The organism is Aeromonas sp. 25-248, assembly GCF_053005425.1.
The window spans coordinates 171,590-189,008 of sequence record NZ_JBRKTB010000001.1 but is presented as its reverse complement, the minus strand read 5'-3'; the positions used below and the strand labels follow the sequence as shown (position 1 = coordinate 189,008).

The following is a 17,419-nucleotide window of genomic DNA, read 5'->3' as shown; positions in this document are numbered from 1 at the left end:
ACTCGGATGAGAGTGACCCATGATCGCCTGCCAGGCGGCAACAATCGGCCCAATGGGCACGCCCTAGAGGGGGGAGCATAAGTGGCAGATACCTATGACAGCCTGCTGGGTGTCAACCGGACGACGTCGGCCCAGACCAGTACGGCCAACACCAGTACCCAGAAAAAGGAGCTGGATCAGGAGTCCTTCCTGAAGCTGCTGACCATGCAGCTCTCCTATCAGGATCCGTTCAAACCGGTGGACAACGCCCAGATGCTTTCCCAGATGACCTCGATGTCGACGTCTCAGGGGATCAGCAGTCTCTCCACCCAGATGGAGAGCCTCAACAGCCTGATGACCTCCAGCCAGGCGCTGCAGGCCTCCGCGCTGGTGGGGCAGAACGTGCTGATCCCGTCCAACACGGGTTACGTGGAGAAGGGGGGCACCCTCACGGGGGTCATCGCCACCGGCGATGGCGGCAGCAACATCAAGGTGACGGTGAAGGACGAGAGCGGCCAGGTCATCAGGGAGTTCGCCATCGAAGGGAGCCACAAGGGGAACGTGGCCTTCGAATGGGATGGCAAGGACAAGTCCGGCAACCAGGCCAAGAGCGGCAAGTATTCGATAGAGGCGCATGCCACCGTCGACGGCAAGTCGGAGAGCGTCCCCGCCCTGACTTACGCCAAGGTGGAGAGCGTCACCCTGGGAACGAGCACCAACCCCAGCACCCTCAAACTCAAGGGACTGGGTGGCATCTACCTGACCGATGTATTGGAAATTGGCGCGACGACCGGCAAGACCACCACCCAGTCGGCTTCGTCCTCTAACGCAGTGATCTAAGGAGAAAGACATGTCATTCAACAATGCCCTCAGCGGCATCAATGCGGCTCAAAAAGACCTGAACGTCACCGCGAACAACATTGCCAACGTCAATACCACCGGCTTCAAGGAGTCCCGTGCCGAGTTTGCCGACGTCTACGCCAACTCCATCTTCGTCAACGCCAAGACCCAGGTCGGCAACGGGGTGGCGACTGGCGCTGTGGCCCAGCAGTTCCACCAGGGCGCGCTGCAATTCACCAACAACGCGCTGGATCTTGCCATCCAGGGCAACGGCTTCTTCGTGACCTCGGACGGCCTGACCAACCTGGATCGCACCTACACCCGTGCGGGCGCCTTCAAGCTCAATGAAAGCAGCTACATGGTCAGCAACTCCGGCGGTTATCTGCAGGGGTACGAGATCAACTCTGACGGCACCCCCAAGGCGGTGAGCATCAATGCCACCAAGCCCATCCAGATCCCGGACAAGGCCGGTGAGCCGGTGCAGACCACGACGGTCGAGGCTGGCTTCAACCTGCCTTCCAGCACGAAAACGCTGATGGATGTCAATGCCTCCAAATTCGATCCCACGGACTCGACCACCTACTCCTCCTCCACCTCCGTGGTGGTCTATGACTCCCTGGGCGAGCCACACACCATCACCCAGTACTTCACCAAGGAAGCGGATCCGGCCGATCCTACCCAAGCGGCGGTGCCGACTGCCTGGCGCATGTACCTCTATGAAGGGGACAAGCCCATCGACATCGTAGGCGGTACGGCCACCACCATGGCGACCGGTCTGAGCCAGGCTCCCCTGAGCGCCCGGGTGACCTTCGATGCCTCCGGCAAGATGGTCACACCCACCACCCCGGCGGTCATCAAGACGGAACCCCTGGGGGCGACAGGGGCTGGTATCATCACCAATGGCGCCGATGGCACCCAGGAGATTGAGTTCAAGCTTGGTACCGTGACCCAGTACGCCTCCCCCTTTGAAGTGAGCAAGCTGACCCAGGACGGCTCCACCGTCGGTCGCCTGACCAAGGTGGAGATCGGGGCGGATGGCATTGTCTCCGCCACTTACAGCAACGCCACCACCGTCAAGGTGGCCATGGTGGCCATGGCGAAGTTTGCCAATGCCCAGGGGCTCACCCAGGTCGGCGACACCTCCTGGCGCCAGTCCCTGCTCTCTGGCGATGCCTTGCCCGGCACCCCGAACTCCGGCACGTTCGGCTCCATCAAGTCGTCGGCACTGGAGCAGTCCAACGTGGATCTCACCACCGAGCTGGTCGATCTCATCACTGCCCAGCGCAACTTCCAGGCGAACTCCCGTTCCCTGGAAGTGAACAGCTCCCTGCAGCAGAACATACTGCAGATCCGCTAAGACGGCGGGTAGTTGGCAGGGGCGCTTCGGCGCCCCTTGTCATTTCCGTCCCGCCTCATTTCCTCCTTTCATTCCGTCTTCGTCATCTCTATTGGCATTCAACTTGCAGTTGAGCTGTGAGAGTCATCTGTTTGACGGAGGATCCCATGGATCACCTGCTTTACATCGCCATGTCCGGGGCCAAGGAGAACATGAACAGCCTGGCTGTTCGTGGCAACAACCTTGCCAACGCCAACACCATTGGCTTCAAGTCTGACTTCGAGCAGGCGCGCAGCATGCAGGCGTTTGGCGAAGGGCTGCCCACGCGGGTGTTCGCCATGACCGAGCGGCCGGGCCAGAACCTGCAGCACGGCATGCTGATGACCACGGGTCGGGATCTTGACGTTGCCGTCGATGGGCCAGGCTGGATTGCGGTGCAGGATCCCAACGGTGCGGAAGCCTATACCCGCATGGGCAACCTGCAGCTCAATGCCACCGGCAATCTGCAGACTTCCACCGGTCTGAATGTGGTGGATGATGCCGGTCAGCCCATCGTGCTGCCCCTGCCCATGGAGAAAATTGAGATCAATCGTGACGGTACCATCAGCGGCCGTCCCGAGGGGGCAGCAGCCAACCTGCCGGAAGATTTCCAGCGTATCAAGCTGGTCAACCCGGCGGCAGATGCGGTGGAGAAAGGCCAGGACGGCCTGTTTCGCCGCAAGGATGGCCAGAATGAGGCCGCGTCTGCGGATGTGGGCCTGATCGCCGGCTCCCTTGAGGGGAGCAACGTCAACGTGGTCGACGAGATGACCAACCTTATTCGCTTGCAACGTCAGTTTGAAACTCAGGTCAAGATCATGAAGACCGCCGAGGAGAACGACGAGGCACAAACCCAGCTGCTGCGTATCAGCTAATCAAGGAGCACCCCATGAATCCTGCACTCTGGATCAGCAAGACCGGCCTCGATGCCCAGCAGACCAACATCTCGGTCACCTCGAACAACCTGGCGAACGCCAGCACAGTGGGCTACAAGAAGGCGCGGGCCATCTTCGAGGATCTGCTTTATCAGAACATCAACCAGCCTGGCGGTCGTTCCTCGGCGGACACCGAGCTCCCTTCCGGCCTGATGCTGGGGGCGGGGGCCAAGGTGGTCGCCACCCAGAAAAACCACAGTCAGGGCAACGTCCAGACCACGGACAACTCCCTTGATCTGATGATCAGCGGCCGCGGCTACTTCGAAATCCAGCTGCCCGATGGCAGCGCCGCCTATACCCGCAACGGCCAGTTCACCCTGAACGACGAGGGGACCATCGTCACCCCGGGCAACGGTTACCCGCTGCAACCGGAGATCCAGATCCCCGAGAACGCCCAGAGCGTCACCGTGGGGGAGGATGGCCAGGTCTCCGTCCAGCTCAAGGGAGATGGCCAATCCCAGGTGGTGGGCCAGATCAACACCACGGACTTCGTCAACCCCACCGGCCTGCAGCCCATGGGGGAGAACCTCTTCCTCGAGACCCAGTCCAGCGGCGCCCCCATTCAGGGGACTGCCGGCGCGGACGGGCTGGGGGTGATCAAGCAGGGGATGCTGGAGACCTCCAACGTCAACGTGACCGAGGAGCTGGTGAATCTCATCCAGGCTCAGCGGGTCTACGAGATGAACTCCAAGGTCATCTCCGCCGTCGACTCCATGATGTCCTTCCTGACCCAGCGGACCTGATGAAAGGAGTGTCATGATGAAAGCCATATGGATGCTGGGACTGCTGACGCTGGCGGGTTGCACCAGTACCCCCAATACCGCCAAACCGGATGACCCGGATTTCGCCCCCGTCTACGGGGAGTCTGAGCCGGTGTCGGTGCGCCCGACCGGCGCCATCTTCCAGCCCGAGCAGGTCAACGGCATCTACTCGGACATCAAGGCGCACCGGGTGGGTGACATCATCACCATCCAGTTGGCGGAGTCGACCTCAGCGTCGAAAAAGGCCAACACCCAGAGCGGCAAGGACAACAAGCTGGCGCTCGACCCCGTCACCCTGGGTGGCGTGCCGGTCACGGCGGGGCCCTACGATCTGTCGGCCTCCATCGGCCAGAACAGTGCCTTCAAGGGGCAGGCCAAGGCGGATCAGAGCAACAGCCTGCAGGGCAACATTTCGGTCAGCGTGGTCAAGGTACTGCCAAACGGCAACCTGCTGGTGCGCGGCGAGAAGTGGATCATGCTCAACAATGGCAACGAATATATCCGCATCACCGGTCTGGTGCGCCCGGAGGACGTGAGCTCGGAAAACAGCGTCTCCTCCCAGCGGGTGGCCAATGCGCGTATCTATTACGGCGGTACCGGGGATCTGGCGAACACCCAGGAACAGGGCTGGCTCACCAGCTTCTTCAACGGCCCCTGGTGGCCCATTTAAGACTCAATAGTCCGGGGCGTTCACGGGCCCCGGATCAGGAAGGTTTTGTTAGGAGATGTCATGAACCGATTCCGTCTGCTTGCCCTGCTGTGCTGCCTGCTGCCCTTCGGGCTGGCGCACGCATCCCGCATCAAGGACCTCGCCTCGGTGGAAGGAGTGCGCAGCAACCAGCTGATCGGTTACGGTCTGGTGGTGGGCCTGCCCGGCACGGGGGAGAAGAACAACGCCTTCACCGAGCAGACCTTCAGGACCATGCTCAACAACTTCGGCATCAAGGTGCCTGACAACATCAAGCCCAAGATCAAGGACGTGGCGCCGGTGGCCATCCACGCGGATCTGCCCCCCTTCTCCAAGCCGGGTCAGACCATAGACGTCACCGTCTCCGCCATCGGCGAGGCGAAGAGCTTGCGTGGCGGCACCTTGCTCCAGACCTTCCTGAAAGGGCTGGATGGCCGCGTCTATGCGGTGGCCCAGGGCAGCCTGGTGGTCGGTGGCCTCGGGGCCGAAGGGGCGGACGGCTCCAAGGTGGTGGTGAACACGCCCACAGTGGGGCGCATCGCCAACGGGGCGACCGTGGAGCGGGAGGTTCCCAACTCCTTCAGCCAGGGCGACACCATCACCTTCAACCTGAACCGGCCGGACTTCACCACCGCCCGCCGTCTGGCGGACGTGGTCAACGATCTGGTGGGTCCGAACACCGCCCAGGCGATGGACGCCACCTCCATCAAGGTATTCGCACCGCGGGATCCGGCCCAGCGGGTCTCCTACCTCTCCACCATCGAGAACCTGGAAGTGGACCCGGCGAGCGAGTCCGCCAAGATCATCGTGAATTCGCGCACCGGGACCATCGTCATCGGTAGCGAGGTCAAGCTGCGCCCGGCGGCCATCAGCCACGGTGGGCTGACGGTCACCATCGCCGAGAACCAGCAGGTCTCCCAACCCAATCCGCTCGCTGGCGGGCAGACGGCGGTCACCAACAACTCCACCATCAACGTGCAGCAGGATCCCGGTCGGATGTTCAAGCTCGATACCGGCGCGACCCTGGACGACCTGGTGCGGGCGGTGAACCAGGTGGGGGTCGCCCCCGGGGATCTGATGGCGATCCTGGAGGCGCTGCAGCAGGCGGGCGCGATCCAGGGCCAACTGGTCATTCTGTAATTTCGTGAGCGGCAAGCGGTTGCCACGGGCGGCAAAGAGGTAGGTTATGGCAGAGTTCGACACCCAGAGCGGTATCAATATTGGCATGGTGCAGGACGTCCAGAACCTGGACAAACTGCGCCAGATGAGCCTGAGCAAGGAGGGGAAGCAAGGGGCCCTGATGGCGGCCGCCCGCCAGTTCGAATCCATCTTCACCCAGACCCTGTTCAAGGGGATGCGCCAGGCCAACTCGGTGCTCACCGAGGGCAACCCGATGAACAGCAGCTACACCCAGTTCTATGAAGGGATGCTGGACGAGCAGCGGGTTGCCGACATGTCGAGCAAGGGGGGGCTGGGCATTGCCGAGATGGTGGCCAGGCAGCTCTCACCCGAGCAGACCTTCACCCATCAGGATGGCCGGGTACTCAAGCTGCCCCAGCGTACCGAGCGGGTCTACAAGCCCTATCAACCCCCCAGTGCCTCCAACGATCTGATTGCTGCCTCCAAAGTTGGCAAAGATTTTGCTGATAACGAAATGAAGGGTGAGCTGAATGGGGCCGAGCGTACGCTGGCCCTGCCAAGACGCCCCCACCGCACCGTGCCGCCCATGGGCAGCAGCCAGAGGCCTTCGGCCCTGGATGGCAGCGCCAAGGTGTTTGATAGCCCGGAAGAGTTCGTCGACAGGCTGATGCCGCTGGCCAAGAAGGCGGCGGACAAGCTGGGGTTGAGTCCGGCGGTGCTGGTGGCCCAGGCCGCCCTTGAGAGTGGCTGGGGCAAGCGGGTGATCAAGGATGCAGACGGAAACGTGACGCACAACCTGTTCGGCATCAAGGCCGATCCGCGTTGGGAAGGCCCCAAGGCGGTGGTGAGCACCCTGGAATACGAGCAAGGGGTGGCCTCGCGCCAGAAAGCGGCGTTTCGCTCCTACGAGTCGTTCGAAGAGAGCTTCAACGACTACGTGGATTTCCTGACCTCGGGGAGTCGCTACAAGGGGGCGCTGGCCAAGGTGGACAGCCCGGACCGTTACTTCGAGGCGTTGCAGCAGGCCGGTTATGCCACCGATCCCCAGTACGCCAGGAAACTTAAACAAGTGTTGCGCAGTGATGCCATCGCCGGTTACTCGACGCCCGGCAACATTGCAGACAGGAACACAGAGATGGAGCTGTAAGCTATGGCAAGCGATCTGCTTGGAATTGGGACCTCGGGTGTGTTGGCCCAGCAGCGACTGCTGCAGACCACCAGCAACAACATAGTGAACGTCAATAGCCAGGGCTATGTACGTGAACGCACCCTGATCTACACCAATTCCGTCGGATTGGGGACGGGCGACATGGTGAGCGAGCGCATCATCAACGCCTATGCCCAGGCCGAGGTGCGCCGGGATACGTCCGCCTATCAGGCGGCCAACACCCGCTACGATCAACTGTTCCGGCTCGACAGCCTGCTCGGTGATGCCAGCAACAGCGTGGGGACCACCATCACCTCCTACTTCAAGGCTTTCCACACCGCCAACGAGTCACCGTCCGAGATCGGGGGGCGCAAGACGACCCTGAGTGAACTGAGCGGCATGGTGGACAGATTCCATACCCTCTCCGCCCAGCTCGACAAGCAGTCCGATACCATCAACGCCACCATTGGGGACGAGACGGACAGGGTGAACAGCCTGCTGAACAGCATCAACGATCTGAACCAGGCCATTGTCCGTACCCAGGGCTCCCCTGAAGAGAACCTGATGCTGTTCGATCAGCGGGATGAGGCCATTCGCCAGCTCTCCGAGAAGATGGAGATCCGCACCGTGACCCAGCCCAATGGCAGCATGCTGGTCAACATGAGCACAGGGCACTCCCTGGTGCTCGATGGCGGCGTGGCCCAGTTCAAGGTGGTGCCGGGGGACCCGGATTCCCGTGAGCCTTCCCTGCAGCTGACCCTGGGCAAGAACCAGGCCAGCATCAACGACCAGGATATTGGCGGTGCCATCGGTGGCCTCTTCACCGCGCGCCGGGATCTGGAGCCCGCCAAGCGGGAGCTGGGGCAGCTGGCCGTCGCCCTGGGGGATGCCATGAACCAGCAGAACCGGCTGGGGATGGATCTCGACAACGAGCTTGGGGGGGATCTCTTCACCCTCAAGGGAAGCCAGGGGCTGCCCTACGCCAGCAACCAGGGTAACGGGGCGGCCAGCGTCAACTTCGTCCCCGGCAAGGGGAGCGAGGTCACCACCTTCGACTACGAGGTGCGGTTCAACAGCGCCACCGGTTACGAGGTATTCTCCATCGACGGCAGCGGGCAGCGTACCTCGCTCGCCACGGGGACCACGCCGCCAGCCACCTTCGAGGTGGCGGGGCACGGCATCGAAATCGATCTCTCCGGCACTCCGGTCGCGGGTGACAAGATCTTGTTGCAACCCACCCGGAATGCGGCTGCCAACCTGGAGCAGGCGATCACCCGTCCCGAGGATATCGCGCTGGCATCCCCCCTGAAGGCGGACAAGGGATCCCAGAACCTGGGCTCGGGCGAGATAACGCTGGGCGGTGTCTACAACACCGGCACGGGCTCGGGTTTTGGCACCAACACTCTGGACCCGAGTGCCCCCCAGGTCATCAAGATCGACGGCAGCGGCAACTACGAGGTCTATGACAAGAACAACAACCTGCTCGGTGTGGCCCCCGCCTCCAGCAAGGGGAAGAACCTGATGGCCGCCCTCGAGAGCCCCCTGGGGGGGCCCAAGGTCTACGCCGATCCGACCCAGAGCCCGGGCTATGAGTTCAGCATCACCGGCAAGGTGGAGGCCAACGACAGCTTCACGCTCAGCTACAACAAGGACGGCTTTGCGGACAACGCCAACGGCCTGGCGCTGGCGGAGCTGCAGAACAAGGAGCTGGTGCGCAAGAACAACAACGCCGCCACCAGCAACGACAAGATGACCTTCAACGATGCCTACTCGGGTCTGGTGAGCGGCATTGGCAACAAGACCAGCCAGGCCAAGACCCTGCTGCAGGCCAACGAGGCGAAGCTGACCCAGAGTACCGCCATCTTCGAGAGTGTCTCCGGCGTCAATCTGGAGGAGGAGGCGGCCAACCTCATCCGCTTCCAGCAGTCCTATGCGGCCTCGGCCCAGATAGTGAACACCGCCAAGACCATCTTCGACACCCTGCTCTCCTCCGTGAGGTAAGTCATGCGCATCACCACCAACATGATCTATGACCGCAACCTTGCCTCCATGAGCAAGGTGAGCGAGCGCCAGAACACCGCCTACAACCAGTTGATGACGGGGGATAAATTCTCCCGCTCCGGGGAGGACCCGGCCGGCATGAGCCAGAAGATGGCGCTGACCAAGGAGATCGATCTCTTCAAGCAGTACGGCGTCAACGGCAGCCTGCTGGAGAACAGCCTGGGCCACGAGGAGACGGTGCTGACCTCCCTCAACAACGCCATGCTGAGTGCCCAGACCCTGATCCAGAAGGCGAACAACTCCGCCATGGGCTCCGAGGAGCGCAACGCCATCGCGAGCGAACTGGAGGGGCTGCAAAAGCAGATGTTCGACCTGATGAACAGCAAGAACTCCCAGGGGGAGTACATCTTCGGCGGCAATCAGAGCAAGACCCAGCCCTTCGTCAAGGATGCCAGTGGCAACTATGTGTTCCAGGGGGACACGGGGCAGCGCAACATCCAGGTCTCTCCCACGGTGCAGATCCCGGCCAACGACTCCGGTTTCGATCTGTTCGAGATGGTGGCGACCCGGCGCACCGCCAGCGCCGCCAGTGGCAACATCCAGGTGTCGGTGGCGGATCAGGGGAACTTCGAGAGTTTCTATCGCAACAACTATGATGCTTCCCTGCCGAGCAACCAGTATGCGGTCAGCACCCTGGCCGGGCCGCCGGACACCTACGAGATCCGTGACAGCGGTGGCACCCTGCTGCAAAGCGGCGACTATGTGGCGGGCAACAAGATCCCCTTCAACGGCCTGGCGCTCACCCTCGACCTCCCTGCGGGGTCGGCGACCCAGAACTTCGTGCTGGATACCCCGAAAAACGACAACATCCTCAATGGCATGTCCGATTTCATCTCCGCCATGCGCGATCCGACCCTGTCCGAGAGCGATTTCCAGCTGGCGGTCTCCGATGCCACCACCCACATGAGCAACGCCAGAACCAAGATAGACCGGGGACTGGGGGAGCTGGGGGGAAGGATGAACAGCCTGGAGCAGGTGATGAGCTCCAACGACGGACTCAGCACCCTGAACCAGCAGGCGCGGGCCAAGGTGTCCGAGGCGGACATGTACGAGGTGATCGCGGCCCTCTCCAAGGAGGATGCAGCCATGAGCGCCTCCCAGCTCGCCTTCAGCAAGATAAGCAAGCTGACCCTCTTCGACTATATCCGCTGACGTTCATCCGTTGACCGCAGGCTCCCCCGTGCCACGCACGGGGGAGCCTCGTTTCATGAAGGGCCCGCCGTCCGGCCAATTTGTAACAACCCGTTGCCAGGGGCCCGTTTGCCTTGACTCGACCTGTGCCTGGGCAGATGATGCAGCCCGCACGGTCGCGCCGTGCAATCAATGTTCGCAGCATCTCGTTAGGCGAGGCTCCTGCATAAACACAGGCCACTGATCTCACGACGTCCAGAGACGCCCAAGATCAGGACAGTTTTCATCGGATTAAGGTGTCAACCCAAGTGGCTTCCGGCATGCCGGATACGTTATGCAGTGCTAAAGCTGGTACGTGGGGATGAAAACACGCCGGACGGCGTCATTTCCTGCCTGTTACTCGTCAATCAAATTGCTGTTTTCTTGCCGTTGCATCCGGCCAGGTGCCGGAGGCGTTCAGGTTCGCCTGAAATCACATGAGGACATCTGTGATGAAGAAAACACACACCCTGCTCAATCGTCATCAACTGCTCGACCCGGTTGCCCTGCGCAACTGGCTGGCGCACAACCTGGATCCGGTGGCCCGTGCCGATCAGCTTCTGACCCTGCGCCCGGAAGAGCTCAACTGCATCTTCGATACCCTCTCCATGCCGGAAGGGGCGTCCTTGCTCGCCTCCCTCCCGGCGGAGTGTGCCGGCCATCTGCTGCTCAGGCTGCATGGCAGCATCGTGGGAATACTGCAGGGTACCCTGGCCCGTCGTGACCTGCTGGCCATCCTGCGCAGGCTCGACGAGCACGATCGCAAGACCCTGCTCGCCCGGCTGCCGGAGCCCGCCCGCAAAGCCTTCCAGTCCCTGCTGGCCTGGCCGAACGAGTCGGTGGGGGCCAACATGCGCCACGAATACCTGGCAGTGGAGGCCGATGCGACGGTGGAAAGCGCCAAGCAGCTGATCCACGGGGCCTGGGATCAGGCCAGGCTGTTCGGTCATCTCTATGTGGTTGACGGCGAGCAGCGCCTGCTTGGCAGCGTCTCCCTCAAGTCGCTGCTGATCGCCGATCCGCTGCTGCCGGTAGGGGACCTGATGGAGGGGGAGGCGGTGCGCATCAACGCCCGGGCGGATCAGGAGCTGGCGGCCCGCCTGCTCATTGACCGTGACCTCTCGCTCCTGCCGGTGGAAGATCAGGGGCGTCTGGTGGGGGTCTTCCACGTGGACGATGCCGCCGACATCCTGGAGCTGGAGTCCACCGAGGATGCGGAGCTGCAAGGGGGCTCCTCGCCGCTGGATACCCCCTATCTGCAGGCCACCCCCTGGCAGTTATGGCGCAAGCGGGTGGGCTGGCTGCTGATCCTGTTCGTGGCGGAAGCCTACACAGGCACCGTGCTGCGGGCCTTTGAAGAGCAGCTGGAGGCGGCCATCGCCCTGGCCTTCTTCATCCCGCTCCTCATCGGCACCGGTGGCAACAGCGGTACCCAGATCACCACCACCATAGTGCGTGCCATGGCGGTGGGGGAGGTGAGCCTGAAAAACCTCGGCACCGTGCTGAAAAAGGAGATCTCCACCGGTCTGCTCATCTCGGCCGCCATCGCACTGGCGGCCTGGGTGCGGGCCTGGAGCCTGGGGGTGGGGCCCGAGATCGGCATGGTGGTGACCCTGACCATCGTCGCCATCGTGCTCTGGAGCGCCACCGTCGCCTCGGTGATCCCCATGGTGCTGCGTCGCTTTCGAATCGACCCGGCGGTGGTCTCCGCCCCCTTCATCGCCACCCTGGTGGACGGTACCGGCCTCATCATCTACTTCGAGATAGCCAAGCTGATCCTGCCGGATCTGCAGTAGGAAAGGACAAGAGACAAAAAAGGCAGCCATCGGCTGCCTTTTTTTCGTAGAGGAGCGGATCACCCGAGCTGGAACAACAGGGGCCAACCCTGCTCGTGACAGTAGCGGTGCTCCTTTTCCAGGTTCTGCATCAGCAACTTGTTCTCGTCGCACCAGTCGAGCGGCAGGGTGACCACCAGCTGATCCCCGGCGGCCTGCACGTTCCACTCGGGCAGCAGGTTGTCCTGACGCCTGTGGTGGGCCGCCACCGCGAGGCGCAGGATGCGGATGCAGCGCAGCACCGTCTGCTCGTCGTGGTTGGGCAGGGCCGGCAGCTCGGAGAGCTTGAGCCCCTTGCGATGAAAGCGCACCAGGGCCGCCAGCAGGGCCTGATCGTCCTGGTTGAAGCCGGGCAGGTCGGTGTTTTGCAAGATGTAGGCGGAGTGTTTGTGGATGCCGCTGTAGTTGATGGCAAGGCCGATCTCGTGCAGCCGCGCCGCCCAGCCTAGGATGGCGCGATAGGGCTCTTCCGGCATCTCCCAGGGGCCGCTCAGGGCGTCGAACAGGGAGAGGACGCTGCTCTCCACCCGGGTGGCCTGGCGCTTGTCGATGCGATAGTGGGTGCTGAGGGCAAGCGCGGTACGTTCGCGAATGTCGTGATGCTGCAGGCGCTCCTCGAACTCGTAGAGCAACCCTTCGCGCAGGGCGCCGTCGGAGTACTCCATCCGCTCGATGGGCAGGGAGGTGAAGAGCCCGAGCAGGATGGCCACCGCGGCGGCGAACACCCCCTGACGCTCCTCGGTGAGGCCCGCCAGCTTGAGCTGGTCGACCCGCTTGTGCTTGAGCATCTCTTCCTTCAGCCGCTCCAGTCCCGCCAGGGTGATGGCACCATCGGTCCACTCTTCCCCCTGCAACACGTCGCGCACGGTGCGGATGGAGCCCGAGCTGCCGAGGCAGCTCTGCCAGCCCAGCTTGCGGTACTGGTTGATGATGGGGGCGAGCTGATGCTGGGCTTCCAACACGGCGGCGTTGAAGGCCTTCTCGCCGAGCTTGCCGTTGCCAAAGAAGCTCTGGGTGAAGCTCACGCAGCCCATCTTGCGGCTGGTGAGCGCCTTGTGCTCAAACCCTTCGCCGATGATGAGTTCGGTGCTGCCGCCGCCGATGTCCACCACCAGCACCTGGCCCTCGATGTGCTGGGTATGGGCGACCCCCTGATAGATGAGGCGAGCCTCTTCCTGGCCGCTGATGATCTCGATGGGGTGGTTGAGCACCTTGGCCGCCTCGCGCACGAAGTCGCGGGCGTTGCTGGCGCGGCGCAACGTGTAGGTGCCGGCGATGCGGATCTGATCCGGCTTGATGTTGGTGAGCCGCTCGGCGAACAGGGCGAGGCAGTCCAGCCCGCGCGCCATGGCCTCCTGGGACATGCGGCGCTGCTCATCCATCCCTTCGGCGAGGCGCACTCGCTCCTTGATGCGATCGATGATCTGCATCCGCCCCTCGGTGAGGCGGGCAATGACCATGTGGAAGCTGTTCGAGCCCAGATCGACAGCGGCGTACAGACTATTGTCCATGGTTTGACTCTATGCGTTTGAGGTAGTCGTAAATCGCCACCTGGGAACGGACCTTGCGGCGGTTGCCCCGCTTCACGTACTCGTTCTTCTGGTCGGCATCGATCACCCGCGCCTTGCAGGTATCACTCAGTTGTAGCTCGAGAATGTCGAGGATGCGCTGCTTGAGCCGCTCGTCATAGATGGGGGTGCCCACCTCGATGCGACCGTCGATGTTGCGGCTCATCCAGTCGGCACTGGAGATATAGAGCTGGGGATTGCCCTTGTTGTGGAACACCATCACCCGGGGATGTTCGAGGAAACGGTCGATGATGCTGATGACCCGGATGTTGTCGCTCAGACCCGGCACCCCCGGGCGCAGGGCGCACATGCCCCGGATGATCATCTGGATGGGCACCCCGGCCTGGCCGGCGGCATAGAGCCGGTTGATGAGGTCTCTGTCCACCAGGTTGTTGATCTTGAGGGTGATACCGCTGGGTTGCCCCGCCTTGGCGTTGGTCAGCTCGTTGTCGATGAGGCGATAGAGCTGGCGGCGGCTGTTGATGGGGGAGACCAGCAGGTGGTTGAACTTGTAGCGCCGATAGGGGTACTCGATGTACTCGAACACGCTCTCCACCTCGGCGGTGATGTCCGGATGGCGGGTCAGCAGGGAGAAGTCGGTGTAGATCTTGGCGGTCTTCTCGTTGAAGTTGCCGGTCCCGATATGGGCGTAGCGCACCGCCTCGCCGTTCTCGTGGCGGGTGATGAGGCAGAGCTTGGAGTGGATCTTGAGGCTGGGCACCCCGAACACCACCTTGACGCCTGCGTCGGTCAGGATGTTGGCCCAGTCGATGTTGGCCGCCTCGTCGAAGCGGGCGCGCAGCTCCACCACCACGGTCACCTTCTTGCCGTTGTTGGCGGCGTCGATGAGGGAGTGGATGATCCGCGACTTCTTGGCCACCCGGTAGATGTTGATGCGAATGGCGCTGACCGCCGGGTCGAAGGCCGCCTGGCGCACCAGCTCGGTGAAGTGGTGGAACTTGTGGTACGGGTAGTAGAGCAGGATGTCCTGCTTGGCGATGGCGTCGAAGGCGTTGACGAAGCCGTCAAAGTCGCGGCAGTCCAGGGCCGGCAGCTTGGGGTTTTCCAGATAATCCCGGCCCACATTGGGGAAGCCGATGAAATCCTTGAAGTTGTGATAGCGCCCACCGGGCATGATGGCGTCGTAGGAGCTGATCTGCAGCTTGAGCTTCAAGAAGCTTATCATGGCCGCCGGCATCTCCCGCTCGTAGACGAAGCGCACCGGCATGGCAGTGAGGCGCTGTTTCAAGCCGTCACTCATCTTGTCCACCAGGCTCAAGTCCAACTGGTCGGAGAGGTCATATTCGGCATCCCGGGTCAGCTTGACCGCGTAGGCGGCAATCTCGTCGTAGTCGAAGAAGCCCTTGAAGATCTCGTCCAGACAGAAGCGGATAACGTTGTCCAGGATGATGATCTGCTTCTTGCGACGGGTGCCCTCCGGTGGTAGCTGGAAGAAGCGGGGCAGATCGTCGGTGGGCACTTCCACCAGGGCGTACTGGATCACCTGGCCGTTCTTCTTCATCTCGATGGCGAGATAGGTGTGCTCGTCTTTCAGGAACTTGACCGGGTTGACCTCCTTGTTGAGGAGGATGGGGATGATGTGGCGCAGCACCTTTTCCCGGAAGAAGATCCGCAGCCACTGCTGGATGGACTCGGAGAGCTGGCTTTCGTTCACCAGGAAGATGTTGTGGCGGGCCAGCGCGATCAGCAGCTCCTTGTAGGTGTTGTCGAACGCCTCGCCGAGCGCCATCACCTTCTGCTGGATGGCGCGCAGCAGCACCTTGGCCTCGTCGTCGCCGCCGTGGACTTCGTTGATGAGGATGCGGCGCTTGACGTCCGACACCCGTACCTTGAAGAACTCGTCCTGATTGGAGGAGAAAATCCCGAGGAAGCGGACCCGCTCGATGAGGGGTACCGTCTTGTCCATCGCCTCTTGCAACACCCGTTCATTGAATGAGAGCCAGCTAAGCTCTTTCTCTTCATACTGCTTGTCGGTGCTCATCTGGTGCCTCTTTGCTCTGGTTGCGTCTGCGCGGAAGTTATGGCGTCAAACCATGACAAATTTATGACAGGCGACACTATTCGCTCAGATCCTGATCGATGTCGACGACGAGGTCGTCGGAGAGGGACTCCAGGGCCGTGACGAGATCGTCCAGTTCGAGCTGCGGCGGGAGGGCCACCAGGGCGTGAGCATAGAAGAGGGGGGCGCCTGAGTGGGGCGCAGGTTCGCAACCTGTGGTGAGGTCGGCGACGTTGATGTTGAGCTGGCGCAGGATGCTGGCCACTTCGTGGACGATGCCCGGTCTGTCGTTGCCGGTGACGCTCAGCATCACCTGATGGGCCGGTTGCGGGCTGAGCTGCCCTTCGGCGAAGCTCACGGTGAGGCCAGGCAGCATCACCAGGGCCTCGCACAGGCTGCGGTAATGCTCGTCAGGCACGGCGACGTGCAAAATGCCGGCAAATTGCCCCGCCAGCTCGCTCATGGAGCTGGCCAGCCAGTTGCCCTGCTGCCGGGTGATGGTATCGGCCAGGCTCTCGACGATCCCGGGTTTGTCTGCGCCGATCACGGTGACGACCAATTGCTTTTGCATCCTGCTCTCCTTGAATGGGGCTGCGTGGGGTCCGTTGACACCTGGCGGCGACGGGGTGCGCGCCAGAACGTCCATGGGCTCTAGCATTGTGCCTGCTGTGACAGGCCATATGAAGCCCGCCTTGCGCAAATTCAGTGAAAAAACGTGAATGCCGGGACGGGCTTGATTTCTGCGCTGCCTGAGTCGCTTTCCCCGTGGTAGAGTGTGCCCCTTCCTCTGGTGTGAACTGAATTTGTCTTGTAAACGGGATGTGCGTGTATGAATAGCCTTGTCGTATCGGGAGCCGTGTTGCTGGGGTTGCTCCTGCTGGTGATCGTCTGGCGCAGGGAGAAAGGGGGCAAAGCCGAGCCCTATGATCTGCAGGAAACCTTGATGAGCCCAGCGGAGCGCACCTTCTTCGGGGTGCTGGATCAGGCGGTGGGGGACAAGGCCCGTGTCTTTGCCAAGGTACGAGCCTCTTATGTACTGACGCCCGAGGCGCACCTTGGCAAGGGCAAGCGCCAGCAGGCGCTCGACAAGATAGGGGAGAAGCACTTCGATTTTCTGCTCTGCCACCCGGCGGATCTCTCTTTCCTCTGTGCCGTGGAGCTGGATGACGAGGGGCACCGCCACCAGAAGCGCAAGTCGCGGGATCTCTTCCTGAAGGCGGCCTGCGATGGCGCCGGTCTGCCGCTGTTGCAGATCCCGGCCAGCAGCCACTACCAGGTCGACGAGTTGCGGGAGCAACTGCTGCCCCTGCTGGCGAGAACGACGGCGCCGATGGATGACCTGCTGCCCGGCGAGCGCCGCGAACCGACCTTCAGCCCGCTGCTGCTCGATGGTGTCGATCTGGGCACGTCACACCCGGGGGTTGCCAGGGAGCCCCAGGTGCCGCCCCCCCAGGCCGAAGAGGCAATGCCCGTGTTGATGGAGGAGAATCCCTTCCTCGATCCGGATGAGGAGGAGCCCCGGGAGACGACCCCTCATTGCCCCCGCTGTGCCGCGCCCCTGGTGGCACGGGAAGCACGAAAGGGTCCCCACGCCGGTCGCCTGTTCCTCGCCTGCAGCCGGTTTCCCGAGTGCCGCTATGCCGCACCCCAGGAGAGCGTGAAGCACTGATCCCTTCTCTGACGCCGCGCCCTGTCGGCGTCATTCTTTCCCCTTCGCTGGTTTTCATCCGATACTCAATCTGGCTGGAAGCGTGATCCCCGTCCCGCCAGGGTCCGGGAGGATGCGACAAGTTTTGACAATCCGCCAGAATTTTGGCACTTTGTCCCCCTTATGACACAGTGCGAAATTGGTTTTAATAAGCACTTAAAAAACAATAACTTGGCGTCAGGTGTGAAAATA

At 62.2% G+C, this 17,419-nt stretch carries 14 protein-coding genes and 1 riboswitch; of the genes, 11 read left to right on the top strand and 3 right to left on the bottom strand.

What is annotated here, in order from left to right; translation table 11 throughout:
- Window positions 1-81: 81 nt before the first annotated feature.
- The 10 genes from ACVDHI_RS00910 to mgtE all read left to right on the top strand — a co-directional run bounded on the left by ACVDHI_RS00910 (window position 82) and on the right by mgtE (window position 11,892).
- Entirely contained in the window at window positions 82-819 is a 738-nt protein-coding gene (locus tag ACVDHI_RS00910; RefSeq protein WP_042879599.1) for a flagellar hook assembly protein FlgD, read from the top strand.
- 10 nt (window positions 820-829) lie between these two features.
- A complete protein-coding gene (gene flgE, locus ACVDHI_RS00905) occupies window positions 830-2,176 on the top strand; it encodes a flagellar hook protein FlgE (protein WP_039040233.1) in 1,347 nt (448 codons plus the stop codon).
- Window positions 2,177-2,322: 146 nt separating this feature from the next.
- The gene (gene flgF / locus ACVDHI_RS00900; RefSeq protein ID WP_010675291.1) at window positions 2,323-3,069 is read left to right on the top strand and encodes a flagellar basal-body rod protein FlgF; all 747 of its coding nucleotides are present in this window, start codon (window positions 2,323-2,325) and stop codon (window positions 3,067-3,069) included.
- A 14-nt stretch (window positions 3,070-3,083) separates the two neighbouring features.
- On the top strand, window positions 3,084-3,872 hold the full coding sequence (flgG, locus tag ACVDHI_RS00895; RefSeq protein ID WP_010675290.1) for a flagellar basal-body rod protein FlgG: 789 nt from the start codon (window positions 3,084-3,086) through the stop codon (window positions 3,870-3,872).
- 16 nt (window positions 3,873-3,888) lie between these two features.
- Window positions 3,889-4,560 carry a flagellar basal body L-ring protein FlgH gene (gene flgH, locus ACVDHI_RS00890; RefSeq protein WP_010675289.1) on the top strand — a complete coding sequence of 224 codons (672 nt, stop codon included), beginning with the start codon at window positions 3,889-3,891 and terminating at the stop codon, window positions 4,558-4,560.
- A gap of 60 nt (window positions 4,561-4,620) precedes the next feature.
- On the top strand, window positions 4,621-5,718 hold the full coding sequence (locus ACVDHI_RS00885; protein ID WP_010675288.1) for a flagellar basal body P-ring protein FlgI: 1,098 nt from the start codon (window positions 4,621-4,623) through the stop codon (window positions 5,716-5,718).
- A 46-nt stretch (window positions 5,719-5,764) separates the two neighbouring features.
- Window positions 5,765-6,865: a flagellar assembly peptidoglycan hydrolase FlgJ gene (flgJ, locus tag ACVDHI_RS00880; RefSeq protein ID WP_042017546.1), complete on the top strand. Its 1,101-nt coding sequence runs from the start codon at window positions 5,765-5,767 to the stop codon at window positions 6,863-6,865.
- 3 nt (window positions 6,866-6,868) lie between these two features.
- Complete coding sequence (flgK, locus tag ACVDHI_RS00875) at window positions 6,869-8,866, top strand: flagellar hook-associated protein FlgK (protein ID WP_039040236.1); 1,998 nt, start codon at window positions 6,869-6,871, stop codon at window positions 8,864-8,866.
- A 3-nt stretch (window positions 8,867-8,869) separates the two neighbouring features.
- A complete protein-coding gene (gene flgL, locus ACVDHI_RS00870) occupies window positions 8,870-10,078 on the top strand; it encodes a flagellar hook-associated protein FlgL (RefSeq protein WP_010675285.1) in 1,209 nt (402 codons plus the stop codon).
- Window positions 10,079-10,255: 177 nt separating this feature from the next.
- Window positions 10,256-10,425, top strand: a riboswitch (M-box (ykoK) riboswitch).
- Between the two features lie 123 nt (window positions 10,426-10,548).
- Entirely contained in the window at window positions 10,549-11,892 is a 1,344-nt protein-coding gene (gene mgtE / locus ACVDHI_RS00865; protein ID WP_042879590.1) for a magnesium transporter, read from the top strand.
- Window positions 11,893-11,951: 59 nt separating this feature from the next.
- Here the strand turns inward: mgtE and ppx are convergent, their stop codons facing one another.
- The 3 genes from ppx to ACVDHI_RS00850 all read right to left on the bottom strand — a co-directional run bounded on the left by ppx (window position 11,952) and on the right by ACVDHI_RS00850 (window position 16,090).
- Window positions 11,952-13,442 carry an exopolyphosphatase gene (gene ppx, locus ACVDHI_RS00860; RefSeq protein ID WP_041214872.1) on the bottom strand — a complete coding sequence of 497 codons (1,491 nt, stop codon included), beginning with the start codon at window positions 13,440-13,442 and terminating at the stop codon, window positions 11,952-11,954.
- A complete protein-coding gene (ppk1, locus tag ACVDHI_RS00855) occupies window positions 13,432-15,501 on the bottom strand; it encodes a polyphosphate kinase 1 (RefSeq protein ID WP_039040240.1) in 2,070 nt (689 codons plus the stop codon). Before ppk1 ends, ppx begins: the two co-directional genes overlap by 11 nt.
- Before the next feature lie 76 nt (window positions 15,502-15,577).
- On the bottom strand, window positions 15,578-16,090 hold the full coding sequence (locus ACVDHI_RS00850; protein ID WP_010675281.1) for a glycine cleavage system protein R: 513 nt from the start codon (window positions 16,088-16,090) through the stop codon (window positions 15,578-15,580).
- A 258-nt stretch (window positions 16,091-16,348) separates the two neighbouring features.
- Here ACVDHI_RS00850 and ACVDHI_RS00845 point away from each other — a divergent pair, with 258 nt between their 5' ends.
- On the top strand, window positions 16,349-17,188 hold the full coding sequence (locus ACVDHI_RS00845) for a DUF2726 domain-containing protein (protein ID WP_219595924.1): 840 nt from the start codon (window positions 16,349-16,351) through the stop codon (window positions 17,186-17,188).
- Window positions 17,189-17,419 lie beyond the last annotated feature (231 nt).